The 23026-nt window shown below is 40.0% G+C and carries 31 protein-coding genes; all 31 read right to left on the bottom strand.

Translation table 11 applies throughout. From position 1 onward, the window contains the following. Positions 1-43: 43 nt before the first annotated feature. Entirely contained in the window at positions 44-196 is a 153-nt protein-coding gene (locus LEUCM_RS09855) for a hypothetical protein (protein ID WP_011375417.1), read from the bottom strand. Further along, positions 177-1277, bottom strand: a complete 1101-nt coding sequence (locus LEUCM_RS03650; RefSeq protein ID WP_025015987.1) for a DUF916 domain-containing protein — start codon at positions 1275-1277, stop codon at positions 177-179. The genes LEUCM_RS09855 and LEUCM_RS03650 overlap by 20 nt, the downstream gene beginning before the upstream one ends. After that, the gene (locus LEUCM_RS03645) at positions 1246-2283 is read right to left on the bottom strand and encodes a WxLIP family cell surface protein (RefSeq protein WP_016265713.1); all 1038 of its coding nucleotides are present in this window, start codon (positions 2281-2283) and stop codon (positions 1246-1248) included. The genes LEUCM_RS03650 and LEUCM_RS03645 overlap by 32 nt, the downstream gene beginning before the upstream one ends. A 13-nt stretch (positions 2284-2296) precedes the next feature. Continuing rightward, complete coding sequence (locus LEUCM_RS03640; RefSeq protein WP_025015988.1) at positions 2297-6661, bottom strand: WxL domain-containing protein; 4365 nt, start codon at positions 6659-6661, stop codon at positions 2297-2299. 616 nt (positions 6662-7277) lie between these two features. Further along, positions 7278-8573, bottom strand: a complete 1296-nt coding sequence (locus tag LEUCM_RS03635) for an Ig-like domain-containing protein (protein ID WP_025015989.1) — start codon at positions 8571-8573, stop codon at positions 7278-7280. Positions 8574-8976: 403 nt separating this feature from the next. Next, complete coding sequence (locus LEUCM_RS03630; RefSeq protein ID WP_025015990.1) at positions 8977-9768, bottom strand: energy-coupling factor transporter transmembrane component T family protein; 792 nt, start codon at positions 9766-9768, stop codon at positions 8977-8979. Further along, the gene (locus LEUCM_RS03625; protein ID WP_025015991.1) at positions 9761-10636 is read right to left on the bottom strand and encodes an energy-coupling factor ABC transporter ATP-binding protein; all 876 of its coding nucleotides are present in this window, start codon (positions 10634-10636) and stop codon (positions 9761-9763) included. The genes LEUCM_RS03630 and LEUCM_RS03625 overlap by 8 nt, the downstream gene beginning before the upstream one ends. After that, complete coding sequence (locus tag LEUCM_RS03620; RefSeq protein WP_035147349.1) at positions 10612-11454, bottom strand: energy-coupling factor ABC transporter ATP-binding protein; 843 nt, start codon at positions 11452-11454, stop codon at positions 10612-10614. Before LEUCM_RS03620 ends, LEUCM_RS03625 begins: the two co-directional genes overlap by 25 nt. A gap of 720 nt (positions 11455-12174) precedes the next feature. Next, positions 12175-12555 (bottom strand): 50S ribosomal protein L17, encoded by a 381-nt coding sequence (gene rplQ / locus LEUCM_RS03615; RefSeq protein ID WP_011375429.1) that lies wholly within the window; start codon positions 12553-12555, stop codon positions 12175-12177. 26 nt (positions 12556-12581) lie between these two features. After that, a complete protein-coding gene (locus LEUCM_RS03610; RefSeq protein ID WP_025015992.1) occupies positions 12582-13520 on the bottom strand; it encodes a DNA-directed RNA polymerase subunit alpha in 939 nt (312 codons plus the stop codon). Positions 13521-13603: 83 nt separating this feature from the next. Further along, a complete protein-coding gene (gene rpsK / locus LEUCM_RS03605) occupies positions 13604-13996 on the bottom strand; it encodes a 30S ribosomal protein S11 (protein ID WP_011375431.1) in 393 nt (130 codons plus the stop codon). A gap of 23 nt (positions 13997-14019) precedes the next feature. Beyond that, positions 14020-14385 carry a 30S ribosomal protein S13 gene (gene rpsM, locus LEUCM_RS03600; protein WP_011375432.1) on the bottom strand — a complete coding sequence of 122 codons (366 nt, stop codon included), beginning with the start codon at positions 14383-14385 and terminating at the stop codon, positions 14020-14022. A gap of 22 nt (positions 14386-14407) precedes the next feature. Beyond that, positions 14408-14524, bottom strand: a complete 117-nt coding sequence (rpmJ, locus tag LEUCM_RS03595) for a 50S ribosomal protein L36 (protein WP_011375433.1) — start codon at positions 14522-14524, stop codon at positions 14408-14410. A 32-nt stretch (positions 14525-14556) separates the two neighbouring features. Continuing rightward, the gene (gene infA, locus LEUCM_RS03590) at positions 14557-14775 is read right to left on the bottom strand and encodes a translation initiation factor IF-1 (protein ID WP_004270190.1); all 219 of its coding nucleotides are present in this window, start codon (positions 14773-14775) and stop codon (positions 14557-14559) included. Positions 14776-14966: 191 nt separating this feature from the next. Continuing rightward, entirely contained in the window at positions 14967-15623 is a 657-nt protein-coding gene (locus LEUCM_RS03585; protein ID WP_025015993.1) for an adenylate kinase, read from the bottom strand. 53 nt (positions 15624-15676) lie between these two features. After that, complete coding sequence (gene secY / locus LEUCM_RS03580) at positions 15677-16972, bottom strand: preprotein translocase subunit SecY (RefSeq protein WP_025015994.1); 1296 nt, start codon at positions 16970-16972, stop codon at positions 15677-15679. After that, entirely contained in the window at positions 16973-17407 is a 435-nt protein-coding gene (gene rplO, locus LEUCM_RS03575) for a 50S ribosomal protein L15 (RefSeq protein ID WP_025015995.1), read from the bottom strand. Between the two features lie 34 nt (positions 17408-17441). Next, positions 17442-17627 (bottom strand): 50S ribosomal protein L30, encoded by a 186-nt coding sequence (rpmD, locus tag LEUCM_RS03570; protein WP_004270183.1) that lies wholly within the window; start codon positions 17625-17627, stop codon positions 17442-17444. A 14-nt stretch (positions 17628-17641) separates the two neighbouring features. Then, the gene (gene rpsE / locus LEUCM_RS03565) at positions 17642-18142 is read right to left on the bottom strand and encodes a 30S ribosomal protein S5 (RefSeq protein WP_011375437.1); all 501 of its coding nucleotides are present in this window, start codon (positions 18140-18142) and stop codon (positions 17642-17644) included. 18 nt (positions 18143-18160) lie between these two features. Further along, positions 18161-18520, bottom strand: coding sequence for a 50S ribosomal protein L18 (gene rplR / locus LEUCM_RS03560; RefSeq protein ID WP_011375438.1), 360 nt, complete (start codon positions 18518-18520; stop codon positions 18161-18163). Positions 18521-18560: 40 nt separating this feature from the next. Further along, entirely contained in the window at positions 18561-19094 is a 534-nt protein-coding gene (gene rplF, locus LEUCM_RS03555) for a 50S ribosomal protein L6 (RefSeq protein ID WP_011375439.1), read from the bottom strand. 30 nt (positions 19095-19124) lie between these two features. Continuing rightward, a complete protein-coding gene (rpsH, locus tag LEUCM_RS03550; protein ID WP_011375440.1) occupies positions 19125-19523 on the bottom strand; it encodes a 30S ribosomal protein S8 in 399 nt (132 codons plus the stop codon). A gap of 31 nt (positions 19524-19554) precedes the next feature. Further along, positions 19555-19740 (bottom strand): type Z 30S ribosomal protein S14, encoded by a 186-nt coding sequence (locus LEUCM_RS03545; protein ID WP_076632258.1) that lies wholly within the window; start codon positions 19738-19740, stop codon positions 19555-19557. 17 nt (positions 19741-19757) lie between these two features. Further along, on the bottom strand, positions 19758-20300 hold the full coding sequence (gene rplE, locus LEUCM_RS03540; RefSeq protein WP_004270214.1) for a 50S ribosomal protein L5: 543 nt from the start codon (positions 20298-20300) through the stop codon (positions 19758-19760). A 28-nt stretch (positions 20301-20328) separates the two neighbouring features. Continuing rightward, the gene (rplX, locus tag LEUCM_RS03535; RefSeq protein WP_011375441.1) at positions 20329-20640 is read right to left on the bottom strand and encodes a 50S ribosomal protein L24; all 312 of its coding nucleotides are present in this window, start codon (positions 20638-20640) and stop codon (positions 20329-20331) included. A 30-nt stretch (positions 20641-20670) separates the two neighbouring features. After that, positions 20671-21039: a 50S ribosomal protein L14 gene (rplN, locus tag LEUCM_RS03530; protein ID WP_004270201.1), complete on the bottom strand. Its 369-nt coding sequence runs from the start codon at positions 21037-21039 to the stop codon at positions 20671-20673. Between the two features lie 42 nt (positions 21040-21081). Further along, a complete protein-coding gene (gene rpsQ / locus LEUCM_RS03525) occupies positions 21082-21351 on the bottom strand; it encodes a 30S ribosomal protein S17 (RefSeq protein WP_011375442.1) in 270 nt (89 codons plus the stop codon). Between the two features lie 23 nt (positions 21352-21374). Continuing rightward, positions 21375-21569 carry a 50S ribosomal protein L29 gene (gene rpmC, locus LEUCM_RS03520; protein WP_004270191.1) on the bottom strand — a complete coding sequence of 65 codons (195 nt, stop codon included), beginning with the start codon at positions 21567-21569 and terminating at the stop codon, positions 21375-21377. Beyond that, positions 21559-21993, bottom strand: a complete 435-nt coding sequence (gene rplP / locus LEUCM_RS03515; RefSeq protein WP_011375443.1) for a 50S ribosomal protein L16 — start codon at positions 21991-21993, stop codon at positions 21559-21561. The genes rpmC and rplP overlap by 11 nt, the downstream gene beginning before the upstream one ends. Before the next feature lie 2 nt (positions 21994-21995). Beyond that, the gene (rpsC, locus tag LEUCM_RS03510; protein ID WP_011375444.1) at positions 21996-22655 is read right to left on the bottom strand and encodes a 30S ribosomal protein S3; all 660 of its coding nucleotides are present in this window, start codon (positions 22653-22655) and stop codon (positions 21996-21998) included. Positions 22656-22668: 13 nt separating this feature from the next. After that, positions 22669-23022 carry a 50S ribosomal protein L22 gene (gene rplV, locus LEUCM_RS03505; protein ID WP_011375445.1) on the bottom strand — a complete coding sequence of 118 codons (354 nt, stop codon included), beginning with the start codon at positions 23020-23022 and terminating at the stop codon, positions 22669-22671. Between the last annotated feature and the right edge of the window lie 4 nt (positions 23023-23026).

The raw sequence follows: 23026 nt of genomic DNA, 5'->3' as shown, positions 1-23026 counted from the left end.
TTATAACCATTTTTGTGTAGTGCGTTTAAAACCCGTCCAACAACTACATTGTAATCGTCGTATAGACGTTATAACTATGGTAAACAAGAGCTGCCATGATGCCAGTTGCAATGAGCGTGATTGATAGTATCGTTACTAGCGCAATCATACCCCATTTCGTCTTTTTATAACCAAATTTATTTACCATTCTTTGCATGGAGATCCCTCTTTCGTCTTCTAACTCGGTATACTTTGACCAAAATACCACCGATTATTACTAACACAACCGCTACCCCACCTAGAATCCAATTACGATTTCTAAGATAGGCCGCATTTAAACTGTTAATATATTTGGCTTGCGAAGTCGTAATCAAAACATCTTTATGCAGCGTTTTAGCATACTGATTATTTTGCGTTGTCAAGGTCATACTATATGTCCCTGGCACCAACCGCTTCCCCCCAAGCAATAGATCAACATAGAAACTCGTATTTGGTGCAATCTTGCCATTTTTGACAGTTGTTGTGTATTGGATAAATTGCCATTTCTGATTCTGCAATTTGATTTTAATTTTTGCCTTTTCTAAATACATCGGATCAGGATTATTAATTTTGACACTAATCGCTGCCTGGCCGGCTTTAGTGAAACGCGTCTTAATCGACGGTGACTGCAAGTATTGATAGTCTCGCTTTTGCACCTGTTGATCATTCAAAATTAACCCAATCGCATACCGGTAAGCATTTTTAATAGCTGATTTTTGATTAAATTGGTCAGCACTTAGATTAATCGCCGTCGCTTTAGTCCCCTTAAAACTGTCATTTGTTTTAATCTTAATGGTAATCCGTTTAGTGGCACCTGCTGGCAAACTTGTTTTTTTAGGAACAGTCACCAACTGGCTTCCTGGTTTCTTCAAAAGGTGTTTGTCAATCGAATGAGAACCAAGATAATCAACCGATGCATTGTCATTAGTTGTCGCATCTTTGACCTGACCATAAATATTAATTGTATGTTCAGTTGGGTTATAAACCTTAATTCGAACCGTTTTTGTCTGGTTAGCCTTAACATGTAAGTTAAAATAACCTAACCGTTTACCACCAATATTGTCCTTCGGCAATTCTGGCATCAACATAAATGTCGCTTTATTAGCTGCTGGAAGCTTAATGGTACTCTTCTTTTTAGCCGCCTGTACTTGCCCAACTCCTAGTGTCAGTACCATGCCAACCAGCATGGTCGTTATTAATACATAACGCCAGTATTTCCGCATGGCATTAACCAATCCTAATAACTTTATAAAGACCATATGCTGCAACCAATAATAAAACCCCATTAGCTGCCATCATATACAACCATTTATTAGTTGGTCGTTGAATTGAGCGCTTATTTAAATTAGCAGCTGCTTCCTTCGATACCTTTAATGTTTTTTTAAACGTCCAAGACATCGGCAACTTATTCCAGAGGTTCTCCCCAGTTACTTTAACCGAAACTTGATACGTTCCAGCCTTCATGTTGTTATACTCCCATGAAATTGGCAGGGTCACAGATGAATTAGGCGCAATACTTGAACCTTCTTTTTCATAAAGGCGTTTATCAGAGAAAATCCCTTTTTTCGACACAACCGCTTTAAAATGTACGTTCTTCAAAACCATCGGCTGCGGATTACGGAGCTTGATCCCCATCGCAGGTCGGTTATTATACAAAATCGGCTTAGTGGAATCGTATTTTAATTCTGGGTACACCTTATAGTGCGATCCCCGTAAAACAACACTAATCATATAAGCGTAATTACTCGAAATCGTTTGATCAGATGTTTTATTATCACGATATTCAATAAAATGCCAACCTCCAGAAATCATACCGTTAAAGTTTTCTTCCGGCATCTTAATTTCCGCTTGAATCACCGTTGTTTCCTGTGGTCCTAAATGAAGCACACGATCTGATTTTCGAACAGCACCAATTGTTGTTAACGGAATCTTCGCACTGGGATCCAACCCCTTAGTAGACGTTTGAAATTTCATATCGCCGCCCATTTGAGTCATCCCATTTTGAAATTCATTCTTAATAGTAATTTTCTTATCGGTGAAATTTTGAACGCGCATCTTAATGGTATGTGTCGTCCCCGGTTTGAACTTAACATCAAAATAGTTCAAACTCGTATCCACTTGACCGTCGGGCATAATTGGTTGAATTTCAAAATCCGCTTTTTCTGTACCAGAAGCTGCCTGTACTTGCTGTGATAGAGCAAAGCCCCCTATCACACCGAAAGCAAGCCCTAAAATAATATTTTTTAATAATCGTTTTCTAAACACGATTTTCTTCCTCCTATGGTGCAACCGTTAATGTCCAATCTAAAGTCGTTGTATAGGTTGTATTATCCCGTTCAGTCGTTTCTGGGACATGTAAGCCAATACTGATATCGGCGTTTTTCTTATTACCAAATTGATAATACCAACTACCTTTACCTTGGTCGTCACTGTAACGGTTAGTTTCACTACTCTTATCTTTATTAAGATCAACATCTTGGAAGACACCCGACTTAGTATAAGTCATCAAATTCTTAACTGTATCACCTGTCTTTAATTCAAAATGGTCAATTGAAGACATCGCTTGCGCCGGAGTTGTATTACCAGCATCTGCAATAACATTACCGTTCTTAAACTGTAGCTCCGCGTCTTTTAAGACTTGTTTGCGATCATCCATAAATGGTTTTTCTTGCGTAACTTGCAATTGCCATGAATCTACACCGTAGTGATCAGTTACTTTAACAGCTTGTGGTGTCTTGCGATCTTCTAGATAGTAGGTGCTATCCGTTTGTGTCCGGTTATGCGTCCCGAAGTCCCAATAACTAGGCGCTTCTACTGAAAGCATCCGTTTGTAATACCCATAAGTAATCGTTCGAACCTTATCTGTAAAGACAGGATCATCCTTGTAGGCTTTAGACCAATTAGCATTTGTCAAATCGGTATCTTCCGTTACAGCATGAATCGTGTAACCTTCGATAATCTTAGGTGCTACTCGTGCCGAGTTAACAGTCGATAGCTTAGTACCTGACGTTCCTTTTTCATCAACCTCACTAGCAATATAAGTTGGATGTTTCAAATCATTATCTTCTAAATCAACATAGCGGATAATAATTTCGCCAACATTCTTCTCCAAATTCAATACCGTTTGATTGAAGGTCATTGTATTACCAGCAATTAATGCATTTTCAGTCCCAGCCGACGTCGTTTTAGTTTCCGTTAATTCGTCCGCTGTTAGTTTGGCATCATTTGTAACTACTTTATCCGCTGCCAATGTATTATCATCAACACTAGCCGTCACTTGCATCTGATAGCTGATAGTTGCCATATATCCTGGCTTCAACGGTTGTGATAGTGTAATCGTCTGATGATCAGCACTGAATTTAGCATTTGTATCTGTCGTTTCATTCGTCCCATCGGCTTTGCTGATTTTAACAATCAGTGGGTAATCTTTACCAGTATCGGGGTCACTAAATGAAAGCTTGTCCGATTTTTTCATCGTAATCGCATTAACTTTCATGTTAGTAATGTTCCCGGTATTATCGTCTGCTGCTGTTACCTTGTAACGATAATCAATGATATCCCCTTTACCAGCAGTTGTTTCTACACGGTAACCATCCTTATCAGGATATTTAGGGTCAGTGGATGTTGATGTATCTTCCGTTGTCATATTTTTGAGCGTTTGTTCAAGTTTAACTTCTTTTTTATTTCTAATTTTTAATTTTGATTGGTTCGCTTTTGTCTTATGTTGATAATTTGCAACCGTCTTATCCGTTAAATCGCCGGTTAAGTTGTCTGCGTAGAAATTAGCATCATTCGTGATGTCTTGTGTTTTAGCATTATCCTTAATCAATACTCGATATTGAACCATTACTTTTTTATCCACATCAAGTGGACTCTTCAAAGCAATGCCTTTAAGCGTTGCTAACGTATCTGATACCGCAGAGCGTATAATTGTCCCGCCATAATTAATTTGAATCTGTTTATCTGGATACCCTTCAAGTGATACTAATGCCAAATCATCTGGCACATTCATCGTGATGTCTTGAATAGCAGCATTTACTAAAGCAGCATCGTTTGTATACTTCCCTGACGTACTGTCAGTTGGCAATGTAATATCAAAACGATAGATGACATAATCGCCAGGTTTCCCCGTTGTTTCGGCTTTACCATCTCCAAAACCAGGGCCGTTCCAAGCTTGTCCAGGAAGTGCAGTTGCTGGATTTCTGATAAATTGTTGAATCGTAGCTGTGTTATTAGCTACCGATGCAGTGATAACAGCCGTATTGAATAGATACCCATCTGGTACTAAATCATGACCATCCGGTTTAGCAGTCAATGAATCAGATTTCAAAAAACCAAGTTGCATATAGAGACCACTTTTATTAAGGGTTCTTTCGAACGTTACCGTGACTGCCTCGCCCTTTTTAATCGGCGTATCAATCTTAATTGAATAAGTATTAGCTGTTGAGCCCTCAACAACCGTACCATCCGTTGTTGTTGAACCAACTGTTACCTTCACATTAGTTGGTACGCTTATCCCAGCGTTGACCGAAATCGCATTGATTGAAGCATCCGTAATGCTTGCCGTATTTGAATCTTTAGCTTTGAAAGAGAAACGGTAACCAACTTTATCACCCACATGACCTGTGGTTGTTGACGCATCATCGACAATCGGTTGCCAATCTTCACCCGCTGTATCGTAGTTCTTAATTTCTTGTTTCATATCTTGCACTTCACGGACAGGATCTGGGACTTTAACGTGTCCGAAGGCCTCATTACTGTCCCAACCTTCCGCTTTTGCACCAGCCGTTTTAACAACATCTAGATGCGCAGTATTAGCGATTTTCGCATACGTATGTTTGACACCCTTATCATCCGTTGCCGTCACAGTTGGTAGACTGCCTAAATCAGCATCGGCTGCAACTGATGTTTCAATCTTCATATTATACGTTTTAGCGTAGTTATCTTCCTTGCCCAAGAAATCAGCCTTCGCCTTTGCCGTCACTTTGTTACCAGTCGTATCAATATCAAAATTGGCGGTTACATCCGTTACCCCATCTTGCATAATCGTTACTTTATCAACTTTTAAATTCTTATTAATCGGATCGGTTAGTTCAAACTTCTCCGTTGGATGGAAGGTACTAATCGTGCCACTTTCAGCTGTACCATGTTGTGGGTTTTTAATTGTACTCCCACGATATGGTAAAGTCGCAACAACATTATAGTTAACATTATTGTCATCCCAATCCTTATTCCATTCATCGCCATCACCTGACTTTCCAGGTGCAGAGAATGCCACCGGTACGAGCGCTGATGCTAGAAAATCTAACCGTTGCCAATCAGAGACTGCATATTGAATTGATTGCGTTTTACTGAACGTAACGGTCGCCCAAGCATCTGTATTGTCGGGGTTAATAACTTCGTTGCTGTCCCCCCACTCGTCACCGTTATTAGCAGATCCTCCATTTCTGTCAGTATATTCGTTATTCCCGATATTATTAACAATCACGGTTGATGGATCCATTCCTGGCCCGAAAGTCCCTTTTAACGTACTCTTAGTGACTTGATTATTTGTAACGTAAACGCCTTGAATATTGCTATCTTTGGAAAATTGTAAAAAATCGCGGTGATCTAAATCGGCAACCGTTAAGAAGCCAGATATGCTAATCGGTTTTTTAGTTTCATTATCGTAGAATTCTAACTTGACCGTTGCCAACTGACGATACTGTAAATAGGCTTTTGGATCTTTATCTAAAATACCACCTGCTGAAGATTTTATCTTAGTCGTTCTAAAACCACCGGGTGCTTGAAATGAGCCATTGATTCCCAACATATCTTGTCGATTTTGATTGCCTTTATTAGTGCCACGACCGAAATTAAAACCCCAATTAGTGATATACGTTGTATCCAAAGTAGTACCATTAGGATCACTATAGCCTTGCGTTTTCCACTGAGGCCAATCATTATACCAACCGTGCTTTTCAAGGCCTACAAATTTCTGTTTAATGTCAATCCAATGTTGTTTCCCATTTCCATCCCGAAAGGCCATGACTTTTGTATAGTAGATATAATCTTTATCACCGTCTAATCCATTACCATTTATAAAATCTTTACTCGACTTTGTCTGACCATAATCCGTTTCAGTCGAAACACCTGGGATAAAACTTGGAAACGCGTTATTCGGATAAGGAATTTCGTTGTACGAATCATCTGGTTTTAAGGTCCCCGATGCATCAACAATTGATGTGTGCGCATTACCACTTGCATCGTAATTAACGGTGATTACACCTTGCTGTGATGATAACGTCTTACTGAAATCAGGATACGTATAAGGATCAGTTTCAGTAATTGCACGTGGTTGAATCAAAACAGACTTAACTTGTTTCTTCGATGATGCTTTTTTTTCACTACTTTTCTTAGACTCGCTCTTCTTAGATGTTTGTTGTTCACTAGACGATTGAACAATACTTTGGCTACCGCTACGAAGTTGCGAAGAGCCACTGACTTGCGTAATTGCTTTAGTGCTATCTATTATTTTAGACGTCTTCACACTATCATCGCCGTCTTGCGTTGATGAAGTCGCTAATACAGCACCTAGTGATTGAACAACCGTTGTCATCAATAGAAAAATTATTAATAAACTATAGATAATTCGCTTCTTCATGTTAAATACCCTCCCGTAGTGCTCTGTTACGTCATGTAACCGTCTGCGCCATCCTTAGGAATCGCCCTAACTGCTACAGCGCTAGTTCAAACATTTTGAATAAAAACCATAACTCTTGAGTTATGGTTTTATTCGAAAAGCAATTGTTAGCCAAGCACAATGAACACCCCCATTAACAGAACAAGCTGTCAATTTTTATAAAGCCCGTTAGAATAACATTAAAAAAATAGATAATTGCATTAATTATCTTGCACACTATTAAACAATGGTGTAAACTAACTCTAGAGTTAATGATTCACAAATCAAGAGTTGCGGTTCTTATTTTTATTAATTAACAAATTCTTTCTACGTCAAGAATAGAGCTATAACCGTTAAACCAATCACATACCGGCTATTTTTATGATATTTTTCTAATTAACCATTTATTAGATATCATTTTTGGAATGAAATAATTCATCACGTTGATATCGGTTAAGTTAACAAACAATTCCAAATGTTAAATTACGACTACTCCTAACCGTATTTATTAATTCCTGTTAAGCATATAAAAAGGAACTCATCACCTTTACAGTAATGAGTTCCTTTTTATATGCTTATTTATTTTTAAATGTTAGAATTATCCCTTTGGCATAACTAACAATGTTGTTTCCTTACTTACTTGATCACCATTATGTTCTGTGAAAATAACATTTGTTGGTAAAACATCTTGATCAATTTGGCTTGTATCAAATGTGAATGATAAGCCGTCTTCGCTAACAGTCACCTTATATTTTTCATTTGTATACATATCAACTGCTTCAATTGTATGTCCTGGTGTACTGATTTTACCGTTTACAGTTACTCCCCACTTAACTCTTGATGCGTCCAATGAAGGTGCTGGTGGCACTGCGTTATCGTGTTCCACAATTGCTGTCCCAAACCCTTTAGTGCCTAATGCTGTTGTTTGATCAGCATATAGTTTTGTACCAGCTTTTTGTTGGATAATATCAGCAATATATGTGCCATCAACGCCAGCAATTGCTGTCCCGATAACTGGACCATCTTCTGAGTTAGCACGGATTTTAACCGTTGAACCAGCTGGTGCGTTACCACCAATCACTTTAGTATCCGTATCCTTAACTGGTGTATGAATTGTTGGCACTTGGTTAATAATTGTCCAGCCTTTATCTAATTTATCCCAGTTAATCTTACCTTCAGATTCTGCATCCCCGATTAAGCTCCAATCTGGAATTGCTTCTGTCGATGTAACAACTGACTGAAATTGATAGAATGAATTATTATATGCATCCGGAATTCGTTCACCTAAATCTGTAATTGCTTGGCCTAAATCGATATAGATATGTGATTCAAGTGTTTGATTTGTAAAGATATTATATAAGCCAATTTTATTCTGGAAGACTAAGACATTATTTGTACGATCGTATGAAATATCTTCACGCTTGTAAGTATATTTCTGTGGTTGTCCACCTTGGTTATTCGGTGCGTAGAAGTAACTTGATGGTTCGATATAATCTAAGAATGTTTTCCCATCTGCTGTTGTTTTATTCATTAACGCTTTAAATTCATCAGGCATTACGATCTGAGTTTTTGTTTTTTCACCCACTGCAAGAGCTATAGTTGTCTTACCAGTATATGAAATCTGTAAAGTACCAGAAGTTAATGAAAAGTCATTTGATAGATGAACACCTTCAAGCATGTTTGAACCTTCAAAAGTTGTAGAACCTTTCGTTAAGAATCCAATACCTGCTTTTGGATCCGCAATCTTTGACTTTGCTTTTGTGTTTACTTTTTGTTCAGTCTTCACTGAGCTATTTTCGGCTGCCCGTACCGTTGCAACACCTGTGCTCACCATCAAACCTAACACCGTTGATGATGTTAATAATAAACTAACCATTTTTGTACTCTTGATCATAATTTTCGCCTCCATGTGCGTTTTTTTTTAGCAGCAATAGTTATTAGTCAATGACGTTAATTGCCTCTGATATGTGAATAATGTACCATCTCATTTTCAATTGTGCAAGTAATATTTTCAATTAGATTTTCCCTATGTTAACAGACTTATTGACGCTATAAGCGTTTCGAAAATAAACTTTTTTTAAATTCACTTGGCTGAATATGTTATTTTTTTAACTTGTTTACCATTATATTTTGAGACATGTAAATATAATCTAATCCTTATATAAATCCTGCTATACCAGTCGTTTTCAGGACTCATGATAGGATTAGAAATAATTAACCGTCGATACTAAAAAAGCATTATCTGTAAAATCACCTTTTTGAGGTTGTTTTCAGATAATGCTTTTTATTATTATTAATTAACGTAAGATTACTAATCCGATCGTTAATACCGCCATTGCGACAAACGCGAGTGTATCTCTTGTCTGCCATTTCAAGACACGATATTTACTGCGGCCTTCGCCACCTTGGTAACCACGGGCTTCCATGGCAGTTGCTAAGTCATCAGCCCGGTTGAAGCTGCTAACAAATAGCGGAATTAAGATGGGAACAATGGCTTTCATCTGTTGTAAGAGACTACCTTCGCCAAAATCAACACCCCGCGCACGCTGCGCATTCATAATCTTCGTGGTTTCATCCATTAACGTTGGTACGAAGCGTAGAGCAATTGATAACATCAATGCGACTTCATAGACTGGGAAATGAATGACTTTTAATGGCTTCAGAATCGATTCGATCGCATCCGCTAATGATAACGGTGGTGTCGTTAGCGTTAAAAGCGTTGACATGAAGATAATTAGGACGAAGCGCATGAAGATATATGCCCCATTGAGTAATCCGAACTTGGTCAGGCTCAAGAAGCCCCATTGCCAATAGACGGTCCCACCGCGGGTAAAGAAGATTTGGAGTAAGACGGTAAAGAGGATAAGCCATAATAATGGCCGCACCCCTTTCAAGAAGAAGCTGAGCTTAATCTTAGAAACCATAACTAACGCCATTGTAAAAATAAATAACAAGAGATAAGCCGGCCACGACCGTGCTAAGAAAATAATCCCAATGTAATAGAAACTGGCAATTAACTTCGCCCGCGGGTCCATCCGATGCAGGATTGAATCTCCCGGAATATAGCGGCCTAAGATGAGTTTATTCATTCGCGCCACCTGCTTCCTGCGGTAATTGATCGCGCAACATCGCTGCCAATTCGTGTTCGGTTAACGGCACTTGGGGGAACACGAAGCCCTTCTTAATTAATGCTTGGGCAAACTGTGTCGTGGTTGGGAGGCCTAATTGTTTAGACGTTAACCATTCAGGGTCCGCAAATATTTCGCGCGGTGTGCCACTCTTGGCGATGCCCCCGTTTTCTAGTACAACCACGTGATCCGCATAGTTGGCGACATCGTCCATTTGATGCGTGACCATCACAATCGTCATTCCTTGTTCGCGGTGTAGTTTTTCAAACAAGCCCATCATTTCCCGGCGACCGACTGGATCGAGTCCAGCGGTTGGCTCATCGAGGATTAGGACTTCTGGCTGCATCGCCAAAACACCGGCAATTGCGACCCGTCGCATCTGACCACCGGATAGATCAAATGGTGATTGGTCAAGCACGGCTGCTGGTAGACCAACTAATTCGACCATCGCTTTAGCCCGTTCAAGTGCCTCAGCTTCAGGCACACCGAAATTTTGGGGCCCGAAGGCAATATCCTTTTGGACCGTGGCTTCAAATAATTGGCTTTCTGGAAATTGGAAGACCATACCGACTTTTTGCCGGATGACCTTCAAGTTTTTATTATTCGTTTCAGGCGTAATCTGGCGGTCACCAATCTGGACGACCCCTTCAGTCGGCTTCAACAACGCGTTCAAGTGTTGCAATAACGTCGATTTGCCACTGCCGGTATGCCCGATTAATGCTGTGTAAGAACCCGATTCAATCGTTAAATTAATGTGTTTTAACCCAATCCCCTGAAAAGGTGTGCCAGGTTGATACGTATAACTTACATCTTTGAATGTAATGTCCATAGATAATCAGCCATCCTTTCCGTTGTGAGATAATCAGTCGGCATTGGTACTCCGAGCTTAGTAAGGGCTGCTTTTAATTTCTCGGGATAAGGGACATCTAACCCGAGGTCGAGCAATCGTTGTCCATAGGCGAAGATTTCGGCTGGTGTGCCCTGATCAATCACTTGGCCCTTATCCAACATGACAATCCGATCCGCACTAGCCGCTTCGTCAATATCATGGGTAATTGAAAGCACGGTCATATTCGTTTCTTGTTTTAACGTGTGAATGGCCTCAAGCACTTCTTGGCGGCCCTTAGGATCAAGCATACTGGTTGCTTCATCAAGAATGAGAATCTCGGGTTGCTGGGCAATAATGCCCGCTAATGCCACACGTTGCTTCTGACCACCGGATAAGCGACTTGGTTCACGCGTCATAAACGGTGTCATACCAACCCGTTCAACCGCATCTTGCACCCGCCGAAGCATTTCAGCCCGTTCAATCCCCTGATTTTCGAGACCAAACGCGACATCACCTTCGACCGTTGCACCGACAAATTGATTATCCGGATTTTGGAAAACCATACCGATTTTACGACGAATAGCCCAGACCGTTTCAATTGATAAGGGTAATCCATCAATCGTAATACTTCCTGACTGTAAATCTAATAAGCCATTCAGGGATTTGGCGAACGTACTTTTGCCACTTCCATTATGCCCGATAATTGCGACCCACTCACCAGCATTGATGTCGACCGATAAATCATTAAGGGCTAAGCGACTCGCCTGTGGGTATTCATATTTTAAATGTGCCACTTCTATGATTTTATTGTTATTCATTGAGAATACCTAATTTCATGATTTAGAGTGCCCTTTTCAAGCGGTTAACTTCTGAGTATAGCATAATCGGGCGAATTAACGATGCAATCGTTGATTTGACTGATGTCGCTAGACGGAAGAAGTTGCTTGGAAAGGCACGTTTCGATAAGAGTGCCTTTCAAAGCGTTTTGGCTCTGAGCATTAGCCTAGTATCGTGAATAAGCGACGCAGTCGATTATTTGCGATGCGTAGCTAAGCACAAGAGGCAGCTTGGAAAGGCACGTTTTCGATAAGAGTGCCATTGAAAGTGGTTAGGCTCTGAGCATTAGCTTAGAATCGCCCAACCACTTGCTTCAAGGGCTGCGAAACTACCCTCTATTTTATCATAGAATAAGCTGATATGTCCTATCAGCGATTAAGGAGATATCTCTAATTTCGGTATTAATTTATCTATTTTTTGTAACTCACCCTTAAACATCTGCATCATATTAATCAACTCCTCTTCATTTTATAATTATATTATATTCGTCACTATAAAAAACACAACTAACCAATAAATCCACTTAACACAAAAAACGTCTAACTCTGTCACCAGAATTAGACGTTTTATTATGTAATCATCAATCGATGAAAGTTATGCTGTAGTGCTAACATAACCTTAAGACTAGACTTGGCAAACAGATGCCATCATCATAACGCCCTGTCTCATCGATCAAATGACCTAGAAATCATTTTTTATTATTAAACAAGTTCAATAATAACCATTAATGCACCGTCACCACGACGAGGGGCTGTTTTAAGAATACGTGTGTAACCACCATTTCTTTCAGCATAACGTGGAGCAATGTCACTAAATAACTTTTGTAAAGCAGATTGAACGATTACTGCTTCGTCTTCTTCGCGAATATCAGCTACTTCGTTACGAACGAATGCTGCCGCTTGACGACGAGCGTGTAAATCACCGCGTTTACCTAAAGTGATCATTTTTTCAGTTGTTTTACGAATTTCTTTGGCACGAGCTTCAGTAGTAACAATACGTTCATTGATGATTAAATCTGTTGTCAAATCACGTAACATTGCTTTACGTTGTGAGCTTGTACGACCTAATTTACGATAACTCATGAATGGAGTCCCTCCTTCTTATCAGTTTATTCTTCTGTGCGTAAGCCTAAGCCAAGATCAAATAACTTGTTCTTAACTTCTTCTAACGACTTGCGACCAAGATTTCTAACTTTCATCATATCTGCTTCTGATTTGTCAGTTAACTCTTGAACAGTGTTGATACCAGCGCGTTTCAAACAGTTGTATGAACGGACTGATAAATCTAACTCTTCAATTGTCATTTCAAGCATTTTTTCTTTATGCGTCTCTTCTTTTTCGACCATGATTTCAGCATTCTTCGCTTCATCAGTAAGATCTACAAAGATTGCCAAATGCTCTGTCATAATCTTCGCAGCTAAGCTAATAGCTTCTCTAGGACTGATGGAACCGTTTGTCCAAACATCAAGTGTTAACTTGTCGAAATCGTTACGACGACCAACACGTGTACTTTCTACTTGATAGTTGACACGACTGATTGGGGTATAAATTGAGTCGATTGGTAAAACACCAATTGGCATATCGTCTGACTTGTTTTGAACAGCAGCAACATAACCACGGCCTTTTTTAACTGTCATTTGCACGTGGAAATTGCCGCCTTCAGCTACTGTACAAATATATTGATCAGTATTTAAGACTTCAACATCGTCATCCGAAATGATATCAGCAGCAGTAACTGTTGCTGGTCCCTTAACGTCAATCTCAATCGTTTTGTCTTCTTCAACGTGCAATTTAAGTGCTAATTTTTTGATATTCAAAATGATTTGTGTCACGTCTTCTAGGACGCCATCAATTGTTGAAAATTCATGTAAGACACCATCAATTTGGATATCTGTGACAGCAGTACCTGGTAAAGATGCTAATAAGATACGACGTAAAGAGTTACCTAAAGTCGTACCGTAGCCACGTTCAAGTGGTTCAACAACGAATTTACCGTAGTTAGTACTTTCATCAACCTTTGTAATGTTTGGTTTTTCAAATTCGATCATTCTTATCTTTTACCCCTTTCAAAACGAGAAGTGTTTATACGTGAACACGTTTCAGTTTGTCTCAAAATGAAGCGTAGCCCAGACTAAACACGACGGCGTTTTGGAGGACGAGATCCATTATGAGGAACTGGTGTGACGTCACGAATAGCAGTAACTTCTAAACCAGTTGCTTGTAATGAGCGGATTGCAGCTTCACGACCAGAACCTGGTCCTTTAACAGCAACTTCAATAGATTTCATACCATGTTCCATGGCTTCTTTACCAGCAGCTTCTGCAGCCATTTGAGCAGCAAAAGGTGTTGACTTACGACTACCTTTGAAACCTAATGAACCAGCAGATGACCATGCAACAGCATTCCCGTTAGGATCAGTGATCATTACAAGAGTGTTGTTAAATGTTGAGTGAATATGTGCTACGCCAGCTTCGATATTTTTCTTTACACGACGCTTACGTGGTGCATTCTTCTTGTTTGCCATAAATTATAACCTCCTTTTACTGATTATTTTTTCTTGCCTGCGATAGAAACTTTCTTACCTTTACGTGTACGAGCGTTGTTCTTCGTGTTTTGACCACGAACTGGTAAACCACGACGATGACGCATGCCACGATAAGAACCGATTTCTTGTAGACGTTTGATGTTTAAGCTAACTTCACGACGAAGATCGCCTTCAACTTTAACTGTATCTAATGCTGCACGGATCTTGTCTTCTTGATCCGGCGTTAAATCGCGTGTACGGACGTCTGTTGGGACGCCAGCATCAGCCAAGACTTTAACGGCAGTTGTATTTCCGATTCCGAAAATATAAGTTAAAGCAATCACAATTTGTTTATCACGTGGTAAATCCACACCTGCGATACGAGCCATTCTTGCACCTCCTGCTTATTAATTAACCTTGACGTTGTTTATGTTTTGGATTAGCTGCGCAGATAATCATAACGCGGCCTTTTCGTTTAATAACTTTACAATGTTCGCACATTGGTTTTACTGATGGTCTTACTTTCATATCGACTGACCTCCTTGATATGATCCTTACGCCTATTTAAAGCGATACGTAATTCGTCCCTTAGTCAAATCATATGGTGATAGTTCAACTGTCACACGGTCTCCTGGTAAAATCTTGATGTAATTCTTACGGATTTTACCTGAAACGTGTGCCAAAATCACAGCACCGTTTTCAAGTTCTACTTTGAACATTGCATTTGGTAAAGTATCAGTTACTTTACCTTCAATTTCAATGACGTCATCTTTTGCCACGCAAAAGTACCCCCTTGTGGTTATGAAAATTCATACAGAAAAATGGTGAGAGCTCTCCGCACTCACCCTAGTGTCATACCGAGATATTATATCACAAGCATTAAATTTTTAAAAGCACTGAGTACTTAGTCATTAACAACAAGTCAGGCTTTTACGTGAATAATGACCTAAAAGATCACTTGAGTTGATGACTAGTCTTTAATGGTATCAAGTACTTTTTTAACGGCAGCGAACACGTCATCAATTTCTTGATTCCCATCTACCGTGTAAAGCAGGTTACGTTTTTCATAAAAATCAAGTAAAGGTGTATTCATTTCGATATTGACCTTTAAGCGATTCTTAACCGTTTCAGGTTTATCATCTTCTCGTTGGAAGAAGACGTGGCCGCCACAGCGATCACATGTGCCTTCCACTTGAGTTGGATGGTAAAGCTTATGGTACGTTGCACCACAAGTTTTACAAATGAAGCGACCAGATAAACGATCAGCCAAGATTTCAGGATCAACATCAATGTTGATCACACCATCTAAAGGTTTGTTCAATTTATCAGTGATCACTGCCAAAGCATCCGCTTGGTCAAGTGTCCGAGGAAATCCATCAAGAAGATAACCTACATTAGTATCTGCTTGTGAAAGACGTTCCTCGACAATTCCGTTTGTCACATCATCTGGTACCAATTCACCTTTGTCGATGAAGCCCTTAGCTTTAACACCAAGGTCTGTTTGATCTGCCATAGCAGCTCTAAACATATCACCAGTTGAGATGTGTGGAATATGATAAGCGTCAACAATCTTTTCAGCTTGTGTTCCCTTACCAGCGCCGGGAAGTCCCATTAACATGAGATTCATGCCTTTGCCTCCTATTTAAAACAAGGATTCAATACTTTTTAAACGATAATTGCTTATCGAATGAAGCCAACGTATTTCCGTTTCATGAGTAAACCTTCGAGTTGACGTGTGCTTTCAAGCGCCACACCAACGACGATTAGTAAACTAGTCCCACCTAAACCAATTGATTGAGGTAGACCACCGAGGTTTGCTGCTAATTGAGGTAATAATGCAATTACCCCTAAGAACAACGCACCGACAGTCGATAGTCGCATTAATACGCCGGAGAGATATTTCTCGGTACCTTTACCGGGCCAAACACCTGGGATATAACTCCCTTGTTTGGTCAAGTTCTCAGCAACTTTTTCAGGGTTAACCTGAACAAATGCGTAGAAGAAGGTAAAGAGAACAATGAGCACCGTGTAAACAATCGAACCTGTCACAGTTTGCATACTGAAGATGTCTGACATAACTTTGAACCAAGCATCTTCACCATGACTTGCCTGGAAGGCCATTAAGATTGTTTGAGGTGTCATAATAAATGAACTAGCAAAGATAACCGGAATCACACCAGCAACATTGACCTTTAGTGGTAAGTAACTGTTGTCACCTGCACCTGCTTCGCGACGTGTATATTGGATTGGAATCTTACGGTTCGCTTGTTGAACCCAAGTAACGAAAGTCACAATGACTAATACCGCTACGATTAAGCCAACAACGAACAAGATTCCTAACCACATTTCACCCTTAGAAGCATTCAAGACATGTTCCTTGATGATTTGATGAAGGCCACTTGGGAGGCGCGCAATGATACCCGCGAAGATAATCATTGAAACACCATTCCCTAAACCTTTATCAGTTATCTGTTCACCTAACCAAGTAATTAACATCGTACCACCCGTAAGGATGATCCCGATGCTAACGAAGGTCTTAATTCCTGGATCTTTAACCAAGCCCATTTGACTGAGTGAGTTAAAGCCAGCAGTAATCCCAATTGATTGAATAAACGCTAAGATGATCGTTAAGTAACGCGTCACTTGGTTAAGTTTACGTCTCCCAACTTCACCTTGCTTGCTCCATTCAACAAATTTAGGCACAATGTCCATTTGTAGTAATTGAACCACAATTTGGGCCGTGATGAATGGTGAAACCCCCATCGAGAAGATGGAGTAATTCGCCAAGCCACCACCACTAACAGTATCAAGTAAAGGAATCAAACCAGTTGATCCTAACTTGGTTAACGCGCCAGCGTTAACACCTGGTACTGTAATCTGTGCACCTAAACGATAAACGATCAAAACGCCTAAAGTGAACAAAATCTTACTACGGATTTCCTTGACTTTAAATGCGTTTCTTAGTGTTTTAAGCAATTAAATCACCTCAATTGAACCGCCAGCAGCTTCTACAGCAGCTTTTGCAGCTTCAGAATACTTGCTTACCTTAATGTTCAATTTTTTGTTTAATTCACCATTTGCTAATACTTTAACACCTGAAAGTTCGTTCTTAACAACACCTGCTTCGATTAATACAGTTGCTGTGATTTCTGTACCGTCTTCAAAACGATTTAAATCGTTAAGGTTAACGACAGCATATTCTTTGCGGTTGATGTTCTTGAAGCCGCGTTTTGGCATACGACGGAATAAAGGTATTTGCCCACCTTCAAAGCCTAAACGTACCTTACTACGAGCCTTTTGGCCTTTTTGTCCACGGCCAGCTGTTTTACCAGTACCTGAAGACGTACCACGACCGACACGCTTGCGAACATCGCGAGCACCTTCGTTAGGTTTCAATTCATGTAGTTTCATTATTGTGCGCACCTCCTTGCAATATATGTTGAAATTAGTCTTTAATTTCTTCGACTGTTACTAAATGTGCGAGTTTGAAAATCACACCGCGAGTTGCAGCATCATCTGGTTTGATTACAGAACTATTTACTCGGTTCAAGCCAAATTCTTTGACCATTTTACGTTGTTCTGGAAGACGATGAGCAGCACTTTTTCTTAAAGTAATCTTTAATTTAGCCATGTTCAGTTATCCTCCTAGTTTTGTAAGCTTTCTACAGAGATATTACGCAATTCTGCGATTTGTTCAGCAGTCTTCATACGAGTTAAACCGTCAATTGTGGCACGAATAACGTTGATAGCAGTTTTGCTACCCAATGTTTTACTTGTCACATCATCGATTCCTGCTAATTCCATGACGGCACGAACAGCGCCACCAGCGGCGATACCAGAACCTTCAACGGCTGGTTTTAATAGAACACGACCAGCGCCAAAGCGACCGATAACTTCATGAGGTAAGGTTGTACCAACCTTAGGCACATTGATTAGATTCTTTTTAGCGTCTTCAACGGCTTTACGAATAGCTTCAGGTACTTCTTGAGCTTTACCAGTACCGAAACCAACGTGACCGTTTTTATCACCAACGATTACGATAGCAGCAAAACGTAGACGACGTCCACCTTTAACAACTTTTGTAACACGGTTGATTGAAACAACGCGATCTTCTAAGTCTAAATGAGTTGGATCAATGTAAGTCATAAATGGTTTTCCTCCTTATTAGAATTCTAGTCCGTTTTCACGAGCAGCTGTAGCTAAAGCAGCGATACGACCATGATATAAATAGCCGCCACGATCAAAGACAACAACTTTGTGGCCTGCTTTAACTGCACGTTGTGCAACTAATGCGCCGACTTGTTGTGCTTGTTCGACTTTAGTTCCTTCTACTTTTACTTCTTTATCTAATGTTGAGGCACTTGCTAGCGTCACACCCGCTACGTCATCAATAAGTTGAGCGTAGATGTTTTTGTTAGAACGGAAAACGTTCAAGCGTGGGCAGTCAGCAGTACCAGAGATCTTGCCACGAACGCGTGTATGGCGTTTTTGACGTGTCTTATTCTTGTCTGGTTTTGAAATCACAATTTTCACCTCTTAATGTTGTTTAAACAGCTAGGCTGCTTTATTTACCAGTTTTACCTTCTTTACGGCGAACATGTTCATCAGTATAACGAATACCTTTGCCTTTGTAAGGTTCTGGAGGACGTACATCACGAATTTCAGCTGCGAATTGGCCAACTTTTTGTTTGCTAATACCGCTGATAATGATGTTTGTGTTTGATGGCACTTCTACGTTAACACCTTCTGGTGCTTCCATTTCAACTGGATGAGAATAACCAACGTTTAATACTAAAGTTTTACCTTTTAATTGAGCACGGTAACCAACACCGATAAGATCCAATGTCTTCTTAAAACCTTCCGTTACGCCCAAAATCATGTTGTTCAAGTTAGCACGCATTGTACCGTGCATTGCACGATCACTATCACTACTACGTGTAAAGTTGATAAGGTTACCTTCTTCGTGCATTTCAATGATTGGATTGAAATGACGTGTTAGTTCACCTTTAGGTCCCTTAACTGTGATGTTGTTTTCACCGTCTTTAGTAACGGTAACACCTGCAGGAACTTCGATTACTTTTAATCCGATACGACTCACGTTACAGCACCTCCTTAATTTGAGTTTAGATTACCAAACGTATGCGAGAACTTCGCCGCCGGCAGCCTTTTCACGAGCTTCTTTGTCTGTTACGACGCCGTTACTTGTTGAGATAATAGCAATTCCTAAACCATTTAATACCTTAGGAACTTCGTTAGCTTTTACGTAATTACGTAAACCAGGTTTTGAAATACGTTTCAAACCAGAGATAACACGTTCGTTATTCTTACCATACTTCAAGAATACACGGATGATACCTTGTTTGTCGTCTTCAATCACTTCGTAATCGCGGATAAAGCCTTCGCGTTTCAAGATTTCAGAAATATCTTTTTTAATACGTGAAGCAGGAACTTCTAAAGATTCGTGACGTACCATGTTGGCGTTACGAATACGTGTTAGATAGTCTGCGATAGGATCTGTCATGACCATGTGGATTAACCTCCTTTATTGAATCTTTTGATTACCAGCTGGCTTTTTTCATGCCTGGAATTTGGCCCTTATGAGCTAATTCACGGAGGCAAACCCGGCAAAGCTTAAACTTACGATATACAGAATGTGGACGTCCACAACGTTCGCAACGTGTGTATTCTTGTGTTGAGAATTTTGCAGGACGATGATTCTTTACAACTAAAGATTTTTTAGCCAAGAAATTGACCTCCCTTTTTATTTAGCGAATGGCATGCCAAATTGTGTTAACAATTCGCGTGCTTCTTCGTCAGTGTTTGAAGTTGTTACAATAACAACATCTAAACCACGAACGCGATCTACCTTATCATAATCGATTTCAGGGAAGATCAATTGTTCGCGTACACCTAATGTATAATTACCGCGACCATCGAATGATTTTGCACTAACACCGTGAAAATCACGAACACGAGGTAAAGATACGTTAACTAATTTATCTAAGAAATCGTACATTCTTTCGCCACGTAAAGTTACTTTAGCGCCGATTGGCATACCTTCACGTAAACGGAAGCCAGCGATTGATTTTTTAGCTTTTGTGATTAATGGTTTTTGACCAGCAATCAAACCTAATTCTTCAACAGCTTTGTCCAAGTTCTTAGCGTTAGAAACAGCATCACCAACACCCATGTTAAGTACGATCTTTTCGATCTTAGGTACTTGCATGCTTGATGTGTAGTTGAATTTTTCGATCAACGCTGGTGTCATTTCTTTAACATATTTTTCTTTTAAACGGTTAGTCATGTAAAAAGTGCCTCCTTTCCCCAAAAGATTATTTATCGATTGATTCTCCAGTTTTCTTTGACACGCGTACTTTCTTGCCATCGACAACTTTGTAGCCTACACGAGTAGCTTCGTTGTTTGATGGGTCGATTAGCATGACGTTTGAAGCATCGATACTTGCCTCTGTATCAACAATCCCACCATTAGGATTTTGAGCATTTGGCTTAACGTGCTTTTTAATGGTATTGATACCTTCAACAACAACTCGACCTTCTTTAGGCATAGCTTTGATGATTGTACCTTCTTTACCTTTATCTTTACCGCTGATTACTTTTACTTTATCACCAGTTTTAACAAACATTGATATACGCACCTCCTTGGTAGTCTGTAATTATAGAACTTCAGGCGCTAAGGAAACGATCTTCATGAAATCACTGTCACGTAATTCACGTGCAACTGGTCCGAAGATACGTGTTCCTTTTGGAGTCTTGTCATCATTGATGATAACAGCAGCGTTTTCGTCGAACTTGATGTAAGAACCGTCTACACGACGAGCACCTGACTTAGTACGAACGATAACAGCTTTGACAACTTCACCTTTTTTGACAACGCCACCTGGTGTTGCCTGTTTAATTGTTGCAACGATAACATCACCAATATTGGCAGTCTTGCGACCTGAGCCACCTAAAACTTTAATAGTTAAAATTTCACGGGCACCTGAGTTATCAGCAACTTTAAGACGACTTTCTGATTGAATCACTTATAGGTCCTCCTTCCGTCACTTAATTATATGAGTAACGATTTAGATAATAACTGCTTTTTCAACGACATCTAATAAACGGAACCGTTTTGTACGTGACAAAGGACGAGTTTCCATAACACGTACAACGTCGCCAACTTTTGCTTCGTTGTTGTCATCTTGTGCATAATATTTCTTTGAATATTTAACACGTTTACCGTATTCAGGATGTGTTTTATAAGTTTCAACCATGACAGTGATTGTTTTATCCATTTTGTCTGAAACAACACGGCCTTGGTACACTTTACGATGGTTACGACTTTCTTCGCTCAAAGTAAATAGCTCCTTTCCATTTATTATTTGTTAAGTTCTTGTTGACGTAATACAGTTTTAATCCGTGCAATGTTCTGACGAACTTGCTTTAAGCGGGCGGTATTTTCTAATTGACCGGTAGCTTGTTGGAAACGAAGATTGAATAATTCTTCTTTGTATTGGTGTTCTTTTTCAAGCATTTCAGCAGTGGTTAATTCAATAATATCTTTAGCCTTCATTTGACTCGCCACCTACTTCCTCGCGTTTTACGATCTTAGTTTTAACTGGCAATTTATGTGATGCCAAGCGTAATGCTTCACGAGCAACTTCTTCAGAAACGCCGCCGATTTCAAACATGATCTTTTCACGTTTTACTACAGCAACCCATCCAGCAGGAGCACCCTTACCTGAACCCATTCGAACGCCGACACCTTTTGCAGTGTATGATTTATGAGGGAAAATTTTAATCCACACTTTCCCACCACGTTTCATGTAACGAGTCATGGCAACACGGGCAGCTTCGATTTGACGGTTGGTAATCCAACTTGATTCTAATGCTTGTAACCCGAATTCACCAAAAGTGACTTCTTTGCCACCTTTTGCAGCACCGCGCATCTTCCCACGGAATTCACGACGATGTTTTACACGTTTAGGTACTAACATGTTTATTTCCCTCCTTTCGTATTGTTGTTGGCTTTAGCAGGTAATACTTCGCCCCGATAAATCCAAGTCTTAACTCCTAATTTACCGTAAGTAGTCATGGCTTCGTCCCATGAATAATCGATGTCTGCACGTAACGTATGCAAAGGAACAGTTCCTTGAGCATGTGTTTCGATACGAGACATGTCAGCACCGTTCAAACGGCCGGCAACTTGAGTTTTGATACCCTTAGCACCAGCGCGCATTGTACGTTGCATAGCTTGGCGTTGAGCGCGACGGAAAGCAACACGTGCTTCCAATTGACGAGCAATACCTTCGCCTACTAAATGAGCGTCTAAATCAGGTTTCTTGATTTCCACAATGTTGATGTGTACTTTCTTGCCTGTTAAGTTATTTAAAGCTTTACGTAGATTTTCTACTTCTGAGCCGCCTTTACCAATGACCATACCAGGTTTAGCAGTATGGATTGAAACGTTCACGCGATTTGCAGCACGTTCGATTTCAATAGTAGAGACAGATGCGTCAGCTAATTTTGTGTTGATATATTTACGAATCTTAAGATCTTCGTGTAAGAATGTTGCGAAATCTTTTTCTGCATACCATTTAGCGTCCCAATCACGGATGACGCCAACACGAAAACCGGTTGGATTAATCTTTTGACCCACGCGATATCCCTCCTTATGCTTCTTTTTCTGATACAACTACAGTGATATGACTTGTACGTTTGTTGATTGGTGATGCTGAGCCTTTAGCGCGAGGACGAAAACGTTTCAATGTTGGTCCTTCGTTAGCGTAAGCTTTCGTAACAACCAAGTTTTCTGCGTCTAAGTCATAATTGTGTTCTGCGTTAGCGATAGCTGACTTCAAAACTTTGATAACAACTGGTGAAGCAGCTCTTGGTGTAAATTCTAAGATTGCAATTGCTTCTGCAACACTCTTGCCTCTAATCAAGTCGATTACCATACGCACTTTACGTGCAGGCATGCGAACTGACATAGCACTAGCTGTTGCACTAGTAATTTGATCTGCCATTGAG

The organism is Latilactobacillus sakei subsp. sakei DSM 20017 = JCM 1157 (assembly GCF_002370355.1).
Taxonomy (GTDB): Bacteria; Bacillota; Bacilli; order Lactobacillales; family Lactobacillaceae; genus Latilactobacillus; species Latilactobacillus sakei.
The sequence above is the reverse complement of the archived record's forward strand: the minus strand, read 5'-3'. Positions and strand labels throughout refer to the sequence as shown.